Annotated in this window: 14 protein-coding genes; 9 read left to right on the top strand and 5 right to left on the bottom strand. The window is 67.0% G+C overall.

What is annotated here, in order from left to right; all coding sequences use genetic code 11:
- Window positions 1-48: 48 nt before the first annotated feature.
- Window positions 49-1032, bottom strand: a complete 984-nt coding sequence (locus tag M5E06_RS09330; RefSeq protein ID WP_252137951.1) for a hypothetical protein — start codon at window positions 1030-1032, stop codon at window positions 49-51.
- 264 nt (window positions 1033-1296) lie between these two features.
- Between M5E06_RS09330 and nadE the strand changes: the two genes are divergently transcribed.
- Window positions 1297-2964 (top strand): NAD(+) synthase, encoded by a 1668-nt coding sequence (nadE, locus tag M5E06_RS09325; RefSeq protein WP_252137950.1) that lies wholly within the window; start codon window positions 1297-1299, stop codon window positions 2962-2964.
- 54 nt (window positions 2965-3018) lie between these two features.
- Here nadE and M5E06_RS09320 read toward each other — a convergent pair whose 3' ends face one another.
- From M5E06_RS09320 to M5E06_RS09305, 4 genes are all read right to left on the bottom strand, one after another.
- Complete coding sequence (locus tag M5E06_RS09320) at window positions 3019-3243, bottom strand: hypothetical protein (protein WP_252137949.1); 225 nt, start codon at window positions 3241-3243, stop codon at window positions 3019-3021.
- A 151-nt stretch (window positions 3244-3394) separates the two neighbouring features.
- Window positions 3395-3964, bottom strand: a complete 570-nt coding sequence (locus M5E06_RS09315) for a hypothetical protein (protein WP_252137948.1) — start codon at window positions 3962-3964, stop codon at window positions 3395-3397.
- A 137-nt stretch (window positions 3965-4101) separates the two neighbouring features.
- The gene (elbB, locus tag M5E06_RS09310; protein ID WP_109075613.1) at window positions 4102-4770 is read right to left on the bottom strand and encodes an isoprenoid biosynthesis glyoxalase ElbB; all 669 of its coding nucleotides are present in this window, start codon (window positions 4768-4770) and stop codon (window positions 4102-4104) included.
- A gap of 148 nt (window positions 4771-4918) precedes the next feature.
- Window positions 4919-5896 carry an alpha/beta fold hydrolase gene (locus M5E06_RS09305; RefSeq protein ID WP_502801967.1) on the bottom strand — a complete coding sequence of 326 codons (978 nt, stop codon included), beginning with the start codon at window positions 5894-5896 and terminating at the stop codon, window positions 4919-4921.
- A gap of 150 nt (window positions 5897-6046) precedes the next feature.
- Between M5E06_RS09305 and M5E06_RS09300 the strand changes: the two genes are divergently transcribed.
- From M5E06_RS09300 to purL, 8 genes are all read left to right on the top strand, one after another.
- Window positions 6047-6559 carry a MarR family winged helix-turn-helix transcriptional regulator gene (locus tag M5E06_RS09300; RefSeq protein ID WP_252137947.1) on the top strand — a complete coding sequence of 171 codons (513 nt, stop codon included), beginning with the start codon at window positions 6047-6049 and terminating at the stop codon, window positions 6557-6559.
- 90 nt (window positions 6560-6649) lie between these two features.
- Window positions 6650-8005 carry a glutamate--tRNA ligase gene (gltX, locus tag M5E06_RS09295; protein ID WP_252137946.1) on the top strand — a complete coding sequence of 452 codons (1356 nt, stop codon included), beginning with the start codon at window positions 6650-6652 and terminating at the stop codon, window positions 8003-8005.
- A gap of 28 nt (window positions 8006-8033) precedes the next feature.
- Entirely contained in the window at window positions 8034-9413 is a 1380-nt protein-coding gene (gene cysS / locus M5E06_RS09290) for a cysteine--tRNA ligase (protein ID WP_252137945.1), read from the top strand.
- A 294-nt stretch (window positions 9414-9707) separates the two neighbouring features.
- Window positions 9708-10139 (top strand): DoxX family protein, encoded by a 432-nt coding sequence (locus M5E06_RS09285; RefSeq protein WP_252137944.1) that lies wholly within the window; start codon window positions 9708-9710, stop codon window positions 10137-10139.
- A 120-nt stretch (window positions 10140-10259) separates the two neighbouring features.
- Entirely contained in the window at window positions 10260-11630 is a 1371-nt protein-coding gene (locus M5E06_RS09280) for a TldD/PmbA family protein (protein ID WP_252137943.1), read from the top strand.
- A 226-nt stretch (window positions 11631-11856) separates the two neighbouring features.
- Entirely contained in the window at window positions 11857-13083 is a 1227-nt protein-coding gene (locus M5E06_RS09275; RefSeq protein ID WP_252137942.1) for an ammonium transporter, read from the top strand.
- Window positions 13084-13195: 112 nt separating this feature from the next.
- A complete protein-coding gene (gene purQ, locus M5E06_RS09270; protein WP_252137941.1) occupies window positions 13196-13885 on the top strand; it encodes a phosphoribosylformylglycinamidine synthase subunit PurQ in 690 nt (229 codons plus the stop codon).
- Window positions 13882-16107, top strand: coding sequence for a phosphoribosylformylglycinamidine synthase subunit PurL (gene purL, locus M5E06_RS09265; RefSeq protein WP_252137940.1), 2226 nt, complete (start codon window positions 13882-13884; stop codon window positions 16105-16107). The genes purQ and purL overlap by 4 nt, the downstream gene beginning before the upstream one ends.
- The last annotated feature ends 85 nt before the right edge of the window (window positions 16108-16192 follow it).

Below are 16192 nucleotides of genomic sequence, written 5' to 3'. Positions count from 1 at the left end.
CCGGACGGATCCGGGCCGGTGCTGTGACAATAAACGCTGGAAACCGTATCAGGCGGTCAGGTTGACGCCCTGCGGCTTCGCGGACGTGCCGGCCGTTGCAGCGGTCGCCGCACCGTCCGCCGAGCCGCCCTTCCCGGTCGACAGCCCTGCAATCGGCGAGGACAGGTCGAGGGTCAGGTGGGTGACGCCGTCCTTCGACGTGGTCGGTTTCAGCACCGCCAGACCCTTCATCCCATCGCCGCCGCCGCTCTTGGCGGCCATGTCGTTCAGCTTGCCGAGGATGTCCTTGATCTCATCCTCGCTGAAACCTTCGGAGCGGACGATCATGCCGGTGGATTTGCCGGTGGCGGTGGTGGTCATGCCGGTGGCGCTCAGCGCCATGTCGCCGCCCTTGCCCAGCGATGCCTGCAGACGTTGGTCGTCGCGGCGGAAGTCCAGGGTCGATTTCGCGAAGGAAATCTTGACGCTGCGGTCGCCGTCCTGGATTTCCAGGTCGATCCCGTGCGACTCGATCGACCATTGCGACTGGGTGGCCTGCATGTCCACCGACACATCGCTGAGGTTCATGCCGTCGAGCTTGGACTTCAGGCCGTCGCCGAACCCCTTCACGGCATCGTCGATGCGGTTCTGCGGAACGCCCAGTGCGCTCAGCGTATCGCCCAGCCCCTGCTTCAGCGCGTCGATGCCCTTGCCGAACATGCCGGCCAGACCCTTGCCGTGGTCCAGCGCCGACTGCATCAGCGATTGCGCCTGCTTGGCGCGATCCACGCCGCTGTTGGCCGAGGCCAGCCCGCCGCCGCCGCCCGCCGCCTGGGCGCCGCCCTTGCCGGTCATGCTGTCCAGCAGCGATTCCATCGACTGGCTGATGGTGTAGGCCGGCGACTGTGTCTTCTTGTCGCCGTCCACCGGTTTCGCGTCCGATTTGGCCAGCCCGTCCTTCGCCGTGCCGGCCGTCTTTGACGAACCGTTCTGCACAGCCGTGGACAGCACCGACGGTTTGCCGTTCGGGCCGCTGAGCTCCGCGTAGTACATGGATGCCCCCGCATCGCGTTGTTTGTGCGCAAGAGGAAGCATGGCGCCGGCAACCTTTACCATTTCTTAATTTCGCGATTTTCTTTCAATAATTGAAATAAATTCGTTACCTTACTAATTGATCGCGACTGTGGAACTTCATCCCATGTCTTACCGCCACTTGTTCCGCCTGCGTGATGATCTGCGACGAGCGGCGGCTTTCGCCGCAGGTGAGGCGCTGCTACCCTTGCCGGAAAAGGACCCGCCAGAAGGAAGCCGACCATCATGACCGATCGCCTGTCCATCGCTCTCGCCCAGATCAACCCGACCGCGGGCGACCTCACTGCGAATGCCGGCCTGATCCGTGCCGCGCGGGCGCAGGCCGCGGCCCGCGGCGCCGACCTCGTCATCTGTCCCGCCGGCGCGTTGTCCGGCGCCCCGCTTCTCGACTTGGCGGCGCTTCCCGCCTTCCTTGATGCTGTGGAGGAGACGGTGCGGGTGCTGGCGGACGTCACCGCCGACGGCGGCCCCGCCCTGCTGGTCGGCACCCCCTGGCGGGAGGGCAAGGGGCGTCACAATGCAGCTTTGCTGCTGGACGGTGGCAAGATCGCCGCCGTTCGTTTCCAGGCCGTAACGGATGCCGGCGAGATCGGTGCGCCGGAGGAGGACCGTTTCGATAGCGGTCCGATGCCCGGCCCGATCAATATCCGCGGGGTGCGGATCGGCCTGCTGATCGGCGGCGATCTGACGACCGGCGACGTGGCGGAGACTCTGGCGGAGAGCGGGGCCGAACTTCTGGTCGCGATGCTGGCCGGCCCCTTCGCCCCTGGCCGCGCCGATGAACGGGTGCAGGCCGCCGTCGCGCGGGTGGTGGAAGGCGGATTGCCTCTCGTTGCGGTGAATCTCGTCGGCGGGCAGGAGGAGCGGGTGTTCGATGGCGGCAGCTTCGCGCTCGCCCCAGGTGGCCGGCTGGTCGCCCAGGCTCCGCTGTTCGCCGAACATCTGCTGCTGACCCGGTGGGAACGCGGAGCCGACGACGGCTGGGACAGTTCCGAGGCCGAAACGATTGCTCCGGCCGAGGGGACGGAGGCACTTTACACGGCGCTGATGCTGGGCCTGCACGATGCCGTAACGAAAAGCGGCGCGCCGGGCGTTGTGGTCGGGCTGACCGGCGGGCTGGACTCGGCGCTGGTCGCGGCGCTGGCGGTCGATGCGCTGGGGCCCGAGCGGGTGCTGGCCGTGCGGGCTCCGCTGCCGGCCGGCGAGGCAGGAGCGTCGGCCGATGGCCTGGCCGATAGCTTGGCCGATACGGCGGAGATCGTCGAGTTGCTGGGCTGCCGCCTGGACAATGTCGCACTGGCGCCGGTGCTCAAAGCCGCCGACTCGCTGCTGGCCCCGGCCTTTGCCGGGCGCGAGTCGGCCGCGGCGGCCGACTGGCTGCATGCCCGCCTGCGGGGCGCGACCCTGGCGGTGTTGGCGGAGCGGATGGGCGCCCTGCTGCTGTCGACCGCGGACCGGACCGACCGGCTTCTCGGCCTTGCGATGGATGAGGCGGGTTGCGGCTATGCAGTGCTGTCCGACATGCCGAAGACCGCGGTTCTGGAACTGGCGCGCTGGCGCAATGCCAACCAGCCGGCGGGATCGCGCGGCCCGGCGGGGCGGGTGGTGCCGGAACGGGTGCTGGCGCGCCGGCTGAAGGCCGAGACTCCGGCCGGACTGCCGCCGGTGGAGGCGCTGGACGATCTGCTGGCCGGCCTGCTCGACGGCGGGCTGTCGCCGGCCGACCTTGCCGGGCGTGGCCATGCGGCCGAGACGGTGGAGACGGTCTGGCGGCTGGTGGTGCAGGCGGAAGCGGGCCGCCGCAGGGCTCCGCCGGGGCCGCGGATTTCCCGCCGGTCGGTCGCGCGGCTGCGTCGCTTTCCGATTGCCGGCGGCTTCATCGACTTGTTGTAGTGCGGGCGGGGAGGGGGAGCGGTCCCCCTTCCCCCCTTCGCGTCCGCGCCGGCTTCAGCCGCGCGTCAGCTTGATGATCGTGGCGATCATGCCGAAGGTCCACAGCACGGCCGGCAGCACCACCCAGGTCGGGTGGAAGACGATCGCCAGCGGCATGATGAAAATCAGCAGCATGGCCGGAAAGACGAAAAGGGGCGAATTTCCCCAGTTGCTCAGCAACCCAGCCGGGTTCTCGTCTTCACCGAGATAAGCATCGGCGGTAACCGCTTGGTCCGTCATCTCTATCACCCAAGTTTTTTGTGGTTATTCCCTGTCCCGCACTGCAGCAGGACACGGGTTCATACGCCACGATGCTTTGGATGACCAGAGCCCAGCCTTGGCCGCTGCTTTCGACTTTGGTCGAAGGTTTGGGGGCGAAGGCCAGGGGCGTTCACGCCGCTTCGGTCAGCGCCAATTGCGGACGGCGCAGGCTGGACTGAATGGTGAAGGGGGCGCGGACGCCGCCGTTGAACAGTTCGGCGCATTCCAGGGCCTTCAGCACGCGCTCTTCCGGCGGCTGGCCGATGGTGGACGCCAGCGAGCCCAGCGCATAATCGGACCCGCAGCCGATGGCGTGGTAGCCGCGCACCGCCTCGCCGACCTGATAGTCGGACTGCACGGTGAACAGCCGGCCTTCCAGCCCGACCATGAAGGTGCCGCCGGTCTCCACATCGTTGGAGCGGTGGGCGTAACCGCCATCCTTCAGGCAGTTGCGCACGGCATCGACAAAGTCCACGACCATATAGCGGAACAGGTCGGCCTCGTGCTCACGCGGCGGAACCTCCAGCCGGTAATGAAGCAACTGGCCCATACGGAAGGAACTGGTGAAGCCGATCAGGCTGTCGCCATTGCGGAACACCTTGGTGTCGGCGCGCACCGTGATGTCCAGGCCGTTCACTCCGGCGCTGTCGCCGCCCATCCACACCCGGTCGCCGTCCACCAATCCCACAATGCAGGTCATCGCCAGCCCTCGCCTGATAGAAAAGAAGCTGAGGCAAAGGGTGTGGGAAGGCGGTTAATGAATTATTGCTCAGCTTTGTGACATTGCTGGTGACAAAGGAGGTATCGCTACCCCCTTCGTCCACCATTTTCACTTGGTCACTTCACCAGATCGACCAGGGCCTTGACAGTATTCTCGGCGCCCTCGGCGATCTGGGCAAGATTGGCGTCCAGCATGTAGCAGGGCGAGGTGACGACCTTCAGGCCGCGGTCGACCACGACCTCGCCATGGCTGGTGGTGCGGTGGACGGCGCCCATCGACTCCAGCGCGGCGGCGGTGCCGGGATCGCTGCCGATGGTCAGTTCGACGCTCTGCTGGCCCAGGATCTTGGCGAGGATGGCCGGCGCGATGCACAGCGCGCCGATCGGCTTGCCGGCCGCGCGCATGGCGGCGACCGCGGCCACCACCTGCGGATTGACCGAGCAGTCGGCGCCCTTGAAGGCGAAATCGCTGAGATTCTTGGCTGCGCCGAAACCGCCGGGGAAGATCAGCGCATCGACGTCGCCGGCCGAGAACTCGCTGAGCGCGGTGATCTTGCCGCGGGCGATACGGGCCGATTCGACCAGCACATTGCGGCTCTCTCCGGTCTCCTGGCCGGTCAGGTGGTTGACGACATGGGCCTGCGGAATGTCGGGGGCGTAGCACACCGCAACCGCGCCCATTTTGGCGATGGCCAGCAGGGTGCAGACCGCCTCGTGGATTTCCGCACCGTCATACACGCCGCAGCCCGACAGCACGACGCCGATGCGCAAGCTTTTCTCTGCCATGGAAACTCTCCAGGGGTTGGCTTTGCCGCCACGCTACCCCAGGAGTCTTGCCTTCGCCTAACGCTCCCTTCGGGCAGCCGGGGCCAGGAGCCGGAGCCGGGAGCCCGCGAAAGCTCCGAACGCTGTCCGGAACTTTCGCGGGACGGCATCAGCCCTTGATGAACGCCAGCAGATCCCGGTTGATGATGTCGGCGTGGGTGGAGGCCATGCCGTGCGGGAGGCCCGGATAGACCTTCAATGTCCCTTTCCGCAGCAGCTTGACCGCCAGCAGAGCGGAATCGGCGACGGGCACGATCTGGTCATCGTCGCCGTGCATCACCAGGACCGGAATGTCGATCTTCTTCAGATCCTCGGTGAAGTCGGTTTCGGAGAATGCCTTGATGCAATCATAGTGAGCCTTGGCTCCGCCCATCATGCCCTGCCGCCACCAATTGTCGATCAAACCCTGCGAAACCTTCGCGCCGTCACGGTTGAAGCCATAGAAGGGGCCGGAGGGGATGTCGCGGAAGAACTGCGCGCGGTTGGCGGCCAGTGCGGCACGGAAGCCGTCGAACACCTCCAGCGGCAGGCCGCCGGGATTGGCCGCGGTCTTCAGCATGATCGGCGTCACCGCTCCGATCAGCACGGCTTTCGCCACCCGCCCATTGCCGCCATGCCGTGCGACATAGCGGGCCACTTCGCCGCCGCCGGTCGAATGACCGATGTGGATGGCGTTCTTCAGGCCGAGATGGGCGGCCAGGGTGGCGACATCGTCGGCGTAGGTGTCCATGTCGTTGCCGGTGGCGGTCTGCGTCGACCGGCCATGACCACGCCGGTCATGGGCGATGACCCGGAAGCCCTGCGACAGGAAATACAGCATCTGGGCATCCCAGTCGTCCGACGACAGCGGCCAGCCATGATGGAAGACGATCGGCTGACCCGATCCCCAGTCCTTGTAGAAAATCTGCGTGCCGTCCTTTGCCGTGACCGTGCCGCTGCCCATCCTCTTCGCGTCCGATGCGGACGTCGTGGTTGATTGGGCCGCCTGGGCGGTCTGGACGAAGGGCAGGGCGGCGGCGGTGGCGGAAAGGCCCAGGCCAGCAGTCAGCATGCCGCGCCGCGAGGCGCCGGTCTTCAACGAGGTCATGTCGATCTCCCGAGAAAAGATTTTGCGATATCATTTATCGCGATAAACAAACCCGTACACCTCAGGCTGGGGCTTGTCCAGACAAATCGTTATCGCGATATCTATCCTGGTGATAAGAATGCCGGACCCGATCAGTCAGGAGGACGCCCCATGTCCGCACCGTCCGAAAATTCCCCCCCGGTCCCGCACCGCGTTCCGTTGGACGACCAGCTCTGCTTCGCCCTCTATATGACCAGCATGGCCATCACCCGCACCTACAAGCCGATGCTGGACGCCATGGGAATCACATATCCGCAGTACCTCATCCTGAGTGTGCTGCGGGAGGCGGATGGCGCGACCGTCGGCGCGATCGCCGAAAGGCTGGCGCTGGAATCCAGCACTGTCACGCCGCCGGTGAAGCGGCTGGAGCAGGCGGGGCTGGTCGAACGGCGGCGCAGCCGGATGGATGAACGGCAGGTTCAGGTCTGGCTGACCGATGCCGGCCGTGCGATGGTGGATGAAAGCACCTGCCTGAGCAGGACGCTGGTCGAGCGGTCGGGGATGGATCTGGCGCAGATCGGTTCGCTGAACCGGCAGGTGCGGTCGCTGCTCCGGGCGCTGGGCGATTGGGACGAGGCGGCGCCGGCCGACCCTGCCGCGCTGGACGCTGGGGAACGCCCCTGAGGCTGCATCCGGGAGTGCGGACCGCTTTCGGAAGGCGCGCCGGCCGTGCTAGGACTGCCCGCCTGTCCCGTCCGCAACCCGAGTCCAGCCATGTCCACCGCCGTCCGTTTCGCCCCCAGCCCGACCGGCCGCATCCATGTCGGCAATGTGCGCCTCGCGCTCGTCAACTGGCTGTTCGCGCGCAAGACCGGCGGCAGCTTCATGTTCCGGCTGGACGACACCGACGAGGAACGCTCCACCCAGGAGTTCGCCGACGCCATCGCCGCCGATCTGACGTGGCTGGGCCTCACCTGGGATCGTTTCGCCCGCGAAAGCGACCGCTATCCGCGCTATGACGAGGCGGCTGCGGCGCTGAAGGCCGCCGGCCGGCTCTATCCCTGCTACGAGACGCCGGAGGAGCTGAACCTCAAGCGCGCCAGTCTGGTGTCGCAGGGCCGCCCCCCGATCTACGACCGTGCGGCGCTGCGCCTGACCGACGAGGACCGCGCGCGGCTGGAAGGGGAGGGGCGCAAGCCCCATTGGCGCTTCAAGCTGAACCCGACTCCGGTGGAATGGACCGATCTGGTCCGCGGGCCGGTGCGGTTCGAGGGCACGGCGCTGAGCGACCCTGTGCTGATCCGCGAGGATGGCCGGCCGCTTTACACCCTGACCAGCGTGGTCGACGACGCCGATTTCGCCATCACCCACATCATCCGCGGCGAGGACCATGTCGCCAACACCGCGGTGCAGATCCAGATTTTCGAGGCGCTGGGCGAGGCGCTGGGTGCCGCGGTGCCGTCCTTTGCCCATCTGCCGTTGCTGACCGATGCCGGCGGACAGGGGCTGTCGAAGCGGCTGGGCAGCCTGTCGGTCGGCAGCCTGCGCGACGAGGACGGTATCGAGCCGATGGCGGTCAACAGCCTGTTGGCGAAGCTCGGCACCTCCGACCCGATCGAGGCGCGGCTGACGCTCGACGAGCTGGTGTCGGAATTCGACCTGTCAAAGATCGCGCGCGGCACGCCGAAGTTCGATCCGGACGAACTGGGCCGGCTGAACGCCCGCATCCTGCACCTGACGCCGTTTGAGGCGGTGGCCTCCAGGCTGGAAGGTCTCGGCCTGACCGGCGCCGACTCCGCCTTCTGGGAGGCGGTGCGGCCCAATCTGGCGCGGCTGAGCGACGCACGCGACTGGTGGGCGGTGACCCATGCCCCGGTGACGCCGGTGGTGGAGGATGCCGGTTTCCTGGCTCAGGCGGCGGCGCTGCTGCCCGACGAGCCGTGGGACCTCGGCACCTGGGGCGCCTGGACCGCTGCGGTGAAGGGGGCGACGGGGCGCAAGGGCAAGGAGCTGTTCCTTCCTCTGCGCCGGGCGCTGACCGGGCGCGACCATGGACCGGAATTGAAGAACCTGCTACCCCTGATCGGACGGGCGCGCAGCCTCCGGCGACTTGCCGGCGAAACCGCCTGAAACCTCTCTTCATTCAGGAGTTCGGACCGTGCCGTTGGACCTCTACAACACGCTGACCCGCCGTAAGGAGCGCTTCGAGCCGCTTCGCCCGGACCATGTCGGCATGTATGTCTGTGGTCCGACCGTCTACGACACCGCCCACATCGGCAACGCCCGGCCGGTTGTGGTGTTCGACCTGCTGTTCCGGCTGCTGTCGCGGCTCTATCCGGCGGTGACCTATGTCCGCAACATCACCGATGTGGACGACAAGATCATCGACCGCGCGCGGGATAGCGGCGAGCCGATCGACGCGCTGACCGCGCGCACCACCGACCTGTTCCATGCCGACATGGACGCGCTGAACGCGCTGCGCCCGACCATCGAGCCGCGGGCGACCCAGCATATCGGCCAGATGATCGCGCTGATCGCCACGCTGATCGAACGCGGCAACGCCTATGCCGCGGAAGGGCATGTGCTGTTCTCGGTGCCGTCGATGCCCAGCTATGGCCAGCTGTCGCGCCGCTCGCTGGATGACATGATCGCCGGCGCGCGGGTGGAGGTGGCTCCCTACAAGCGCGATGCCTCCGACTTCGTGCTGTGGAAGCCCAGCAGCCCCGACCAGCCCGGCTGGGACAGCCCGTGGGGCCGCGGCCGTCCGGGCTGGCATATCGAATGCTCCGCCATGGCGAAGGAGCATCTGGGCGTGACCTTCGACATCCATGGCGGCGGGCTGGACCTGATCTTCCCGCACCATGAGAACGAGATCGCGCAGAGCTGCTGCGCCAACGGCACCGACCGGCTGGCCCGCACCTGGGTCCACAACGGCTTCGTGACCGTCGAAGGCGAGAAGATGTCGAAGTCGCTCGGCAACTTCTTCACCGTTCACGACCTGCTGGACGAGTTCCCCGGCGAGGCGATCCGCCTGACCCTGCTGAGCGCGCACTACCGCCAGCCGCTGGACTTCACCCGCGAGGGCATCCGGCAGGCCAAGGGCGCGCTCGACCGCTGGTATCAGGCCTTGCGCGGCGAACCGGTGCCGGCGGCGGGCGAACTGCCCTTCGACGTGCTGGCGGCGTTGGAGGACGACCTGAACAGCCCGCTCGCCATCGCGCATCTGCACGAGTTGGCAACGGCGGTGAACAAGGCGAAGAGCGATGCCGAGAAGGCTGCGGCCAAGGGCGCGCTGCTGGCGGCCGGGCAGCAGCTTGGCCTGCTGCAGCAGGACCCGGAGGCATGGTTCCGCTGGGCGCCGGCCGGCGGCGGTGCCGAGGGGCTGAGCGACGCCGACGTCGAGCAACTGATCGCCGACCGCAAGGCCGCACGCGCGGGCAAGAACTTCGCCGAGGCCGACCGCATCCGCAAGGAACTGGCAGACAAGGGCATCATCCTGGAGGACGGTCCGCAGGGCACGACCTGGAAGCGGGGGTGAGATCGTATGGATCCCCTCTCCCCCCTGGGGAGAGGGTTAGGGTGAGGGGGATGCACCGCGTGCCTTCCCAAGACTCCTCGCCGCGCCTCCCCCTCACCCAGCCCTCTCCCCGGGGGGAGAGGGTTACAGAGTCGGGAGAGTGTGCTTCCTCTATATTGTCCCTCCTTCCGCAACAAACCTTCATCAACTCTGCTGATTATCGCGCAGTCCGATCCGGCTAATCTCCTCTTCAGACGAAACGCGGCCCACCCAGGGATTTTTGGGGCGGCCACCCTGATCGAGGAGACCCTGACCATGATCGACAATCGCACCGCCCCCTATGCCGCCTTCCTGCTGCGCGTCGGCCTCGGCCTGCTGTTCCTGGCCCATGGCCTTGTGCTGAAGGTGCTGACCTTCACCATTCCCGGCACCGTCGGTTATTTCGAGAGCATCGGCTATCCCGGCTTCTTCGCCTATCTGGTGATGCTGGGCGAGATCGGTGGCGGGCTGCTGCTGATCGCTGGTGTCTACACCCGCTGGATCGCGCTGGCCCTGCTGCCGATCATGATCGGCGCCACGTTGCAGCATGTCGGCAATGGCTGGGTGTTCAATTCGCAGGGCGGCGGTTGGGAGTTCCCGGCCTTCTGGACGGTCCTGCTGGTGGTGCAGTCGCTGCTGGGTGAGGGCGCTTTCGCCCTGAAGGTTCCGGCGCTGAACGCCCAGGCGGCCCGTCGCGAACTGGCCTGATCCGCGACAGGAAACCGCATTCCATGGCGATGCGGAGCGGGGAGGGGGCAATTTGCCTCTTCCCCGTTCCGCGTCGCCGTCCCATTTGGTAGACAGGACGGAGACCAACCGGAGAGCCTGATGACCGTTTCGCCGAACGACCAGCACAAGACGGATTCGTCCGGGGTCCTGAATCTGCTGGACGACCTGATCGCCAAGGCGCGCGCCGCCGGTGCGGATGCCGCCGATGCCGTGCTGTTCGACAGCGCGTCCGTGTCCCTTTCCCACCGGCTGGGCAAGACCGAGAAGCTGGAGCGCTCCGAATCCGGCGATCTCGGCCTGCGGGTGTTCGTCGGCAAGCGGCAGGCCATCGTCTCCTCGACCGACCGCAGCGGCAAGGCGCTGGACGAGCTGGTCGAACGCGCCATCGCCATGGCCCGCGTGGTGCCGGAGGACGGCTTCGCCGGCATCGCCGATCCGGAGCAGCTGGCCCGCAGTTGGCCCGACCTCGACATCTGCGACAGCGAAGAGCCTTCGGCGGAAACGCTGATCGAGCGCGCCCGCATCGCCGAAGAGGCGGCGCTGGCGGTTCAGGGCGTCACCAACTCCGAAGGGGGCGATGCCGGCTGGAGCCGCTCGACCATCGCGATCGCCGCCTCCAACGGTTTCGCCGGTACTTATGGCGTGTCGCGCCAGTCGCTGTCCGCCTCCGTCCTGGCCGGGACCGGCACGGGGATGGAGCGCGACTATGATTATGACAGCAAGGTCTATGGCGCCGACCTGCGCGATCCCGCCGAGATCGGCCGCGAAGCCGGCGAGCGCGCCGTCCGCCGCCTGAACCCGCGTCGGGTCAAGAGCTGCAAGGTGCCGGTGTTCTTCGACCCACGGGTGTCGCGCGGCCTGCTCGGCCACCTCACCGGCGCCATCAGCGGCCCCAGCATCGCCCGCGGCACCAGCTTCCTGAAGGACAAGATGGGGCAGCGGATCTTCGCCCCCTCCATCACCATCGTGGATGACCCGCATGTGAAGCGCGGCCTGCGCTCCCGCCCCTTCGATGCGGAGGGCGTCGAAGTGTCGCGCCGCACGATCATCGAGGACGGCGTGCTGACGACGTGGCTGCTCGACCTGCGCTCCGCCCGTCAACTCGGACTGCAGACCACCGGCCATGCCGCCCGCGGCACCTCCGGCCCTCCCGGCCCGGCCCCGGCCAACGTCTATATGGCCGCCGGCAAGCGCAGCCGCGCCGACATGCTGGCGGAGATCAAGGATGGCTTCTACGTCACCGACCTGATGGGCATGGGCGTCAACGGCGTGACCGGCGATTACAGCCGCGGCGCCGGCGGTTTCTGGATCGAAAATGGCCAGATCACCTATCCGGTCAACGAGATCACCATCGCCGGCAACCTCAAGGACATGTTCCTGAACATGGAGGCCGCCGACGACCTGGAACTGCGCTTCGGCATGGATGCGCCGACCGTGCGCATCGACGGCATGACCATCGCGGGCATGTAAGTCGGCGGCATAAGGCCGCACGTGGCGGAGGCATCTCCGCCCGTCTCTTCATCACTTGGCATCGTTCTTGCGCAGACAGCGGGCAACCTAAAGCGGGTTCGCCCGCTTTTTGTGCTGCATTTCCGTCACTCCGCCTTTCCAAACGTCAGCTAGGCCCTTGCGCATATCTGCCTGATCTGTTAGCAATCTGCCGCTTTTTTAGGCGAAATGCTGAAGGTTTGTGCAAATGGATGCGGCAAAGACGGGTGGGGACGTCCTTTTCGTGCTGATGGGCGCGGTGATGGTGCTGGCGATGCATTGCGGCTTCGCCCTGCTGGAGGTCGGGACGGTCCGGCGCAAAAATCAGGTCAACGCGCTGGTGAAGATCCTGTCGGACTTCGCCATGTCGACCATCGCCTATTTCTTCGTCGGCTATGCGGTGGCCTATGGAGTCGATTTCTTCGCCGACGCTCACACCCTGGTCGGCAAGGGCGCCGGCGGCTTCGCGGCTTACGGCTACGACCTCGTGAAGTTCTTCTTCCTGGCGACCTTCGCCGCCGCAGTGCCGGCCATCGTGTCGGGCGGCATCGCCGAGCGCGCCAAGTTCTGGCCGCAGGCCGGCGCCACGCTGGCGCTGATCGCGCTGTTCTATCCGCTGCTGGAAGGCACGGTGTGGGGCACCCGCTTCGGCCTGCAAAGCTGGATGGCGGCGACCTTCGGCCAACCCTTCCATGATTTCGCCGGGTCGGTGGTGGTGCATGCCTTCGGCGGCTGGGTGGCGCTGGGCGCCGTGCTGAACCTGGGCAACCGCCGCGGCCGCTACCGCCCCAACGGCTCGCTGATCGCCATTCCGCCATCGAACATCCCGTTCCTGGCGCTGGGCGCCTGGGTGCTGTGCGTGGGCTGGTTCGGCTTCAACGTGATGAGCGCCCAGGTTCTGGATGGCGTGACCGGTCTGGTCGCGCTGAACTCGCTGATGGCGATGGTCGGCGGCATCGTCACCTCGCTGGTCATCAGCCGCACCGACCCCGGCTTCGTCCACAACGGCGCGTTGGCCGGTCTGGTGGCGGTCTGCGCCGGCTCCGACGTCATGCACCCGCTGGGCGCGCTGCTCACCGGCGGCATCGCCGGCCTGCTGTTCGTCTGGGCCTTCAACAAGTGCCAGATCAACTGGAAGATCGACGACGTGCTGGGCGTGTGGCCGCTGCACGGGCTGTGCGGCCTGACCGGCGGCCTGCTGGCCGGCGTCTTCGGGCAGGAGGCGCTGGGCGGCCTGGGCGGTGTGTCGATCCTCAGCCAGATCGTCGGCACCCTGGGCGGCGCCGGCTTCGGATTCGCCTCAGGTTTGGCGGTCTACGGCCTGCTGCGCGTCACCGTCGGCATCCGCCTGGATCCTGAACAGGAGTACAAAGGCGCCGACCTGTCGTTGCACCACATCACCGCGTACCCGGAAGAGGACGCGCCGGGCATGTAATGCGCCGCACACAACTCCGCCGCCCCTTGGCCAACTCTTGCTTTGCCGGGGCGGCGGCTTTAGTGTCCGGCGCGAACTCCTCCCCCTCACGACGCCGGATTTTGACCGCCCCATGAAGGCCGCCATCGTCGTTTTCCCCGGCTCCAACCGCGAACGCGACGCCGTCGCCGCGCTGGAGGCCGCCAGCGGAACCAAGCCGTATCTGGTCTGGCACCGCGACACCGAACTGCCCAAGGTCGACCTGATCGTCGTGCCCGGCGGCTTCTCCTATGGCGATTACCTGCGCTCCGGCGCCATGGCGGCGCATTCGCCGATCATGCGCGAGGTGAAGGCGCGGGCCGATCAGGGCGTGCGGGTGCTCGGCATCTGCAACGGCTTTCAGATCATCACCGAGGCCGGTCTGCTGCCCGGCGCGCTGATGCGCAACGGCGGGCTGAAGTTCATTTGCCGCGTCCAGCATCTGCGGGTGGAGAACACCGACAGCCCCTTCACGGCGAAATACGCCAAGGGTCAGGTCGTCCGTTACCCGATCGCCCATGGTGACGGCAACTATTGGACCGACGCCGAAACGGTGAAGCGTTTGGACGGCGAGGGTCAGGTGGCCTTCCGCTACATCGCCGACGAGACCCGCGCCGATCCGCGTGGCAACCCGAACGGCTCGGTGTCCGACATTGCCGGCATCTTCAACGCCAAGCGCACCGTGCTGGGCCTGATGCCGCACCCCGAGGACGCGGTGGAGGCCCTGCACGGCAACACCGACGGCAAGCCCATGTTCGAAGGTCTGGTGGAGGCCCTGTCGTGAGCGCTGAAGCTACCAAGGCGCAGGAGCGTCCGGTCACCGTCGAACTCGCCAAGGAGTTCGGCCTGTCCGCCGAGGAATACCAGAACGCCCTGGACATCCTGGGCCGCACCCCGACCTTCACCGAGTTGGGCATCATCTCGGTCATGTGGTCGGAGCATTGCTCCTACAAATCGTCCAAGGTGTGGCTGAAGACGCTGCCGACCACCGGCCCGCAGGTGATCTGCGGCCCCGGCGAGAATGCCGGCGTGGTCGACATCGGCGACGGCGACGCCGTCATCTTCAAGATGGAGAGCCACAACCACCCGTCCTACATCGAGCCCTTCCAGGGCGCGGCGACGGGCGTCGGCGGCATCCTGCGCGACGTGTTCACCATGGGCGCCCGACCCATCGCCAACATGAACGCGCTGCGCTTCGGCTCGCCCGACCATTCCAAGACCCGCCATCTGGTGTCGGGCGTTGTCGCCGGCATCGCCCATTACGGCAACTGCGTCGGCGTGCCGACCGTGGGCGGCGAGACCAACTTCCACCCGGCCTTCAACGGCAACATCCTGGTCAACGCGATGACCGTGGGTGTGGCCAAGACCGACAGGATCTTCTATTCGGCCGCCGCCGGCATCGGCAACCCGGTCGTCTATGTCGGCTCCAAGACCGGCCGCGACGGCATCCACGGCGCCACCATGGCGTCCGCCGAATTCACCGAGGATTCGGAGGAGAAGCGCCCGACCGTGCAGGTCGGCGACCCCTTCACCGAAAAGCTGCTGATCGAAGCCTGCCTGGAACTGATGGAGACGGACGCCATCGTCGCCATCCAGGACATGGGCGCGGCCGGCCTGACCTCGTCGTCCGTTGAGATGGCCGGCAAGGGCGGTCTGGGCATCGAGTTGACGCTCGACACCCTGCCGATGCGCGAACAGGCGATGACGCCCTATGAGATCATGCTCTCCGAAAGCCAGGAGCGCATGCTGATCATCCTGAAGCCCGGCCGCGAGGAGGTGGCGAAGGCCATCTTCGACAAGTGGGAACTGGACTTCGCCGTCATCGGCCATCTGACCGACACCGGCAACCTCGTCATCAAGATGTATGGCGAGACCTGGTGCGACATGCCGATCGCTCCGGTGTCCAACGCCGCCCCGGAATACAATCGTCCGTGGGAGCCGACGCCGAAGGCGTCCGACCTCGACGACAGCGCGCTGGCCGGCTATTCCGGCGACCTGGGCGACACCCTGACCAAGCTGTTCGGCTGCCCCGATCTGGCCTCCAAGCGCTGGATCTGGGAGCAGTATGACAGCCTCGTCGGCGGTGACACCCGCTTCATGTCGGGTCAGGCCGACGCCGCGGTCGTCCGCGTGCCGGGCCAGACCAAGGCGGTCGCCATCACCACCGACTGCACCCCGCGCTACTGCCTCGCCGACCCGGTCGAGGGCGGCAAGCAGGCCGTTGCCGAGGCGTGGCGCAACCTGTCGGCGGTGGGCGCCCTGCCGCTCGCCATCACCGACAACATGAACTTCGGCAACCCCGAGAAGCCGCGGATCATGGGCCAGTTCGTCGGCGCCGTTCAGGGCATTGGCGAGGCCTGCAAGGCGCTGGACTTCCCGGTCGTGTCGGGCAACGTCTCGCTCTACAACGAGACGAACGGCGAGGCGATCTTGCCGACTCCAGCCATCGGCGGCGTCGGCATCATGCCGGATGCGATGATCGCCGTCGGCATCGCCTTCAAAAACGAGGGCGATGTCATCCTCGCCATCGGTGAGACGAAGGGCCACATCGGCCAGTCGATCTTCCTGCGCGAGATCCTCGGCCGCGAGGAGGGGGCTCCCCCGCCGGTCGATCTGGCGGTGGAGCGCCGCAACGGCGACTTCGTCCGCGGCCTGATCCGCGACGGTCTGGTGGTGTCGAGCCACGACGTGGCCGACGGCGGCCTGATCGTCACCATCGCCGAGATGGCGCTGGCCGGCGGCATCGGCGCCTACCTGACCGGCTTCGACGGCGCCAGCCCGCGCGTGCTGTTCGGCGAGGATCAGGGCCGCTACGTCCTGGCCGTCCGTCCGGACGTTGCCGCGACGGTGCAGGAGAAGGCCAAGGCGGCCGGCGTTCCGGTCAGCGTGCTGGGTGAGACCCGCGGCACGTCGCTGTCGGGCCGTGGCGGCGACATCGTCTCGCTGAAGCGCCTGCGCGAGGCCAACGAAGGCTGGCTGCCGACCTACATGGCGGCCGAGCTGTAAGACGGCCGAGCTGTAGAATGATTGGCGGGGTCGCTTCCTGTGAAGCGGCCCCGTCCGTTTTTCGGCGATCATTCCTTGCCGAACG

This window comes from Azospirillum sp. A1-3 (genome assembly GCF_023806445.1).
Classification (GTDB): Bacteria; Pseudomonadota; Alphaproteobacteria; order Azospirillales; family Azospirillaceae; genus Azospirillum.
The sequence above is the reverse complement of the archived record's forward strand: the minus strand, read 5'-3'. Positions and strand labels throughout refer to the sequence as shown.

Coding starts and splice junctions, on each gene's coding strand:
- M5E06_RS09330 (WP_252137951.1), bottom strand. CDS start 1,032: ATGTACTACGCGGAGCTCAGCGGCCCGAACGGCAAACCGTCGGTGCTG.
- nadE (WP_252137950.1), top strand. CDS start 1,297: ATGACCGATCGCCTGTCCATCGCTCTCGCCCAGATCAACCCGACCGCG.
- M5E06_RS09320 (WP_252137949.1), bottom strand. CDS start 3,243: ATGACGGACCAAGCGGTTACCGCCGATGCTTATCTCGGTGAAGACGAG.
- M5E06_RS09315 (WP_252137948.1), bottom strand. CDS start 3,964: ATGACCTGCATTGTGGGATTGGTGGACGGCGACCGGGTGTGGATGGGC.
- elbB (WP_109075613.1), bottom strand. CDS start 4,770: ATGGCAGAGAAAAGCTTGCGCATCGGCGTCGTGCTGTCGGGCTGCGGC.
- M5E06_RS09305 (WP_502801967.1), bottom strand. CDS start 5,896: ATGACCTCGTTGAAGACCGGCGCCTCGCGGCGCGGCATGCTGACTGCT.
- M5E06_RS09300 (WP_252137947.1), top strand. CDS start 6,047: ATGTCCGCACCGTCCGAAAATTCCCCCCCGGTCCCGCACCGCGTTCCG.
- gltX (WP_252137946.1), top strand. CDS start 6,650: ATGTCCACCGCCGTCCGTTTCGCCCCCAGCCCGACCGGCCGCATCCAT.
- M5E06_RS09285 (WP_252137944.1), top strand. CDS start 9,708: ATGATCGACAATCGCACCGCCCCCTATGCCGCCTTCCTGCTGCGCGTC.
- M5E06_RS09280 (WP_252137943.1), top strand. CDS start 10,260: ATGACCGTTTCGCCGAACGACCAGCACAAGACGGATTCGTCCGGGGTC.
- M5E06_RS09275 (WP_252137942.1), top strand. CDS start 11,857: ATGGATGCGGCAAAGACGGGTGGGGACGTCCTTTTCGTGCTGATGGGC.
- purQ (WP_252137941.1), top strand. CDS start 13,196: ATGAAGGCCGCCATCGTCGTTTTCCCCGGCTCCAACCGCGAACGCGAC.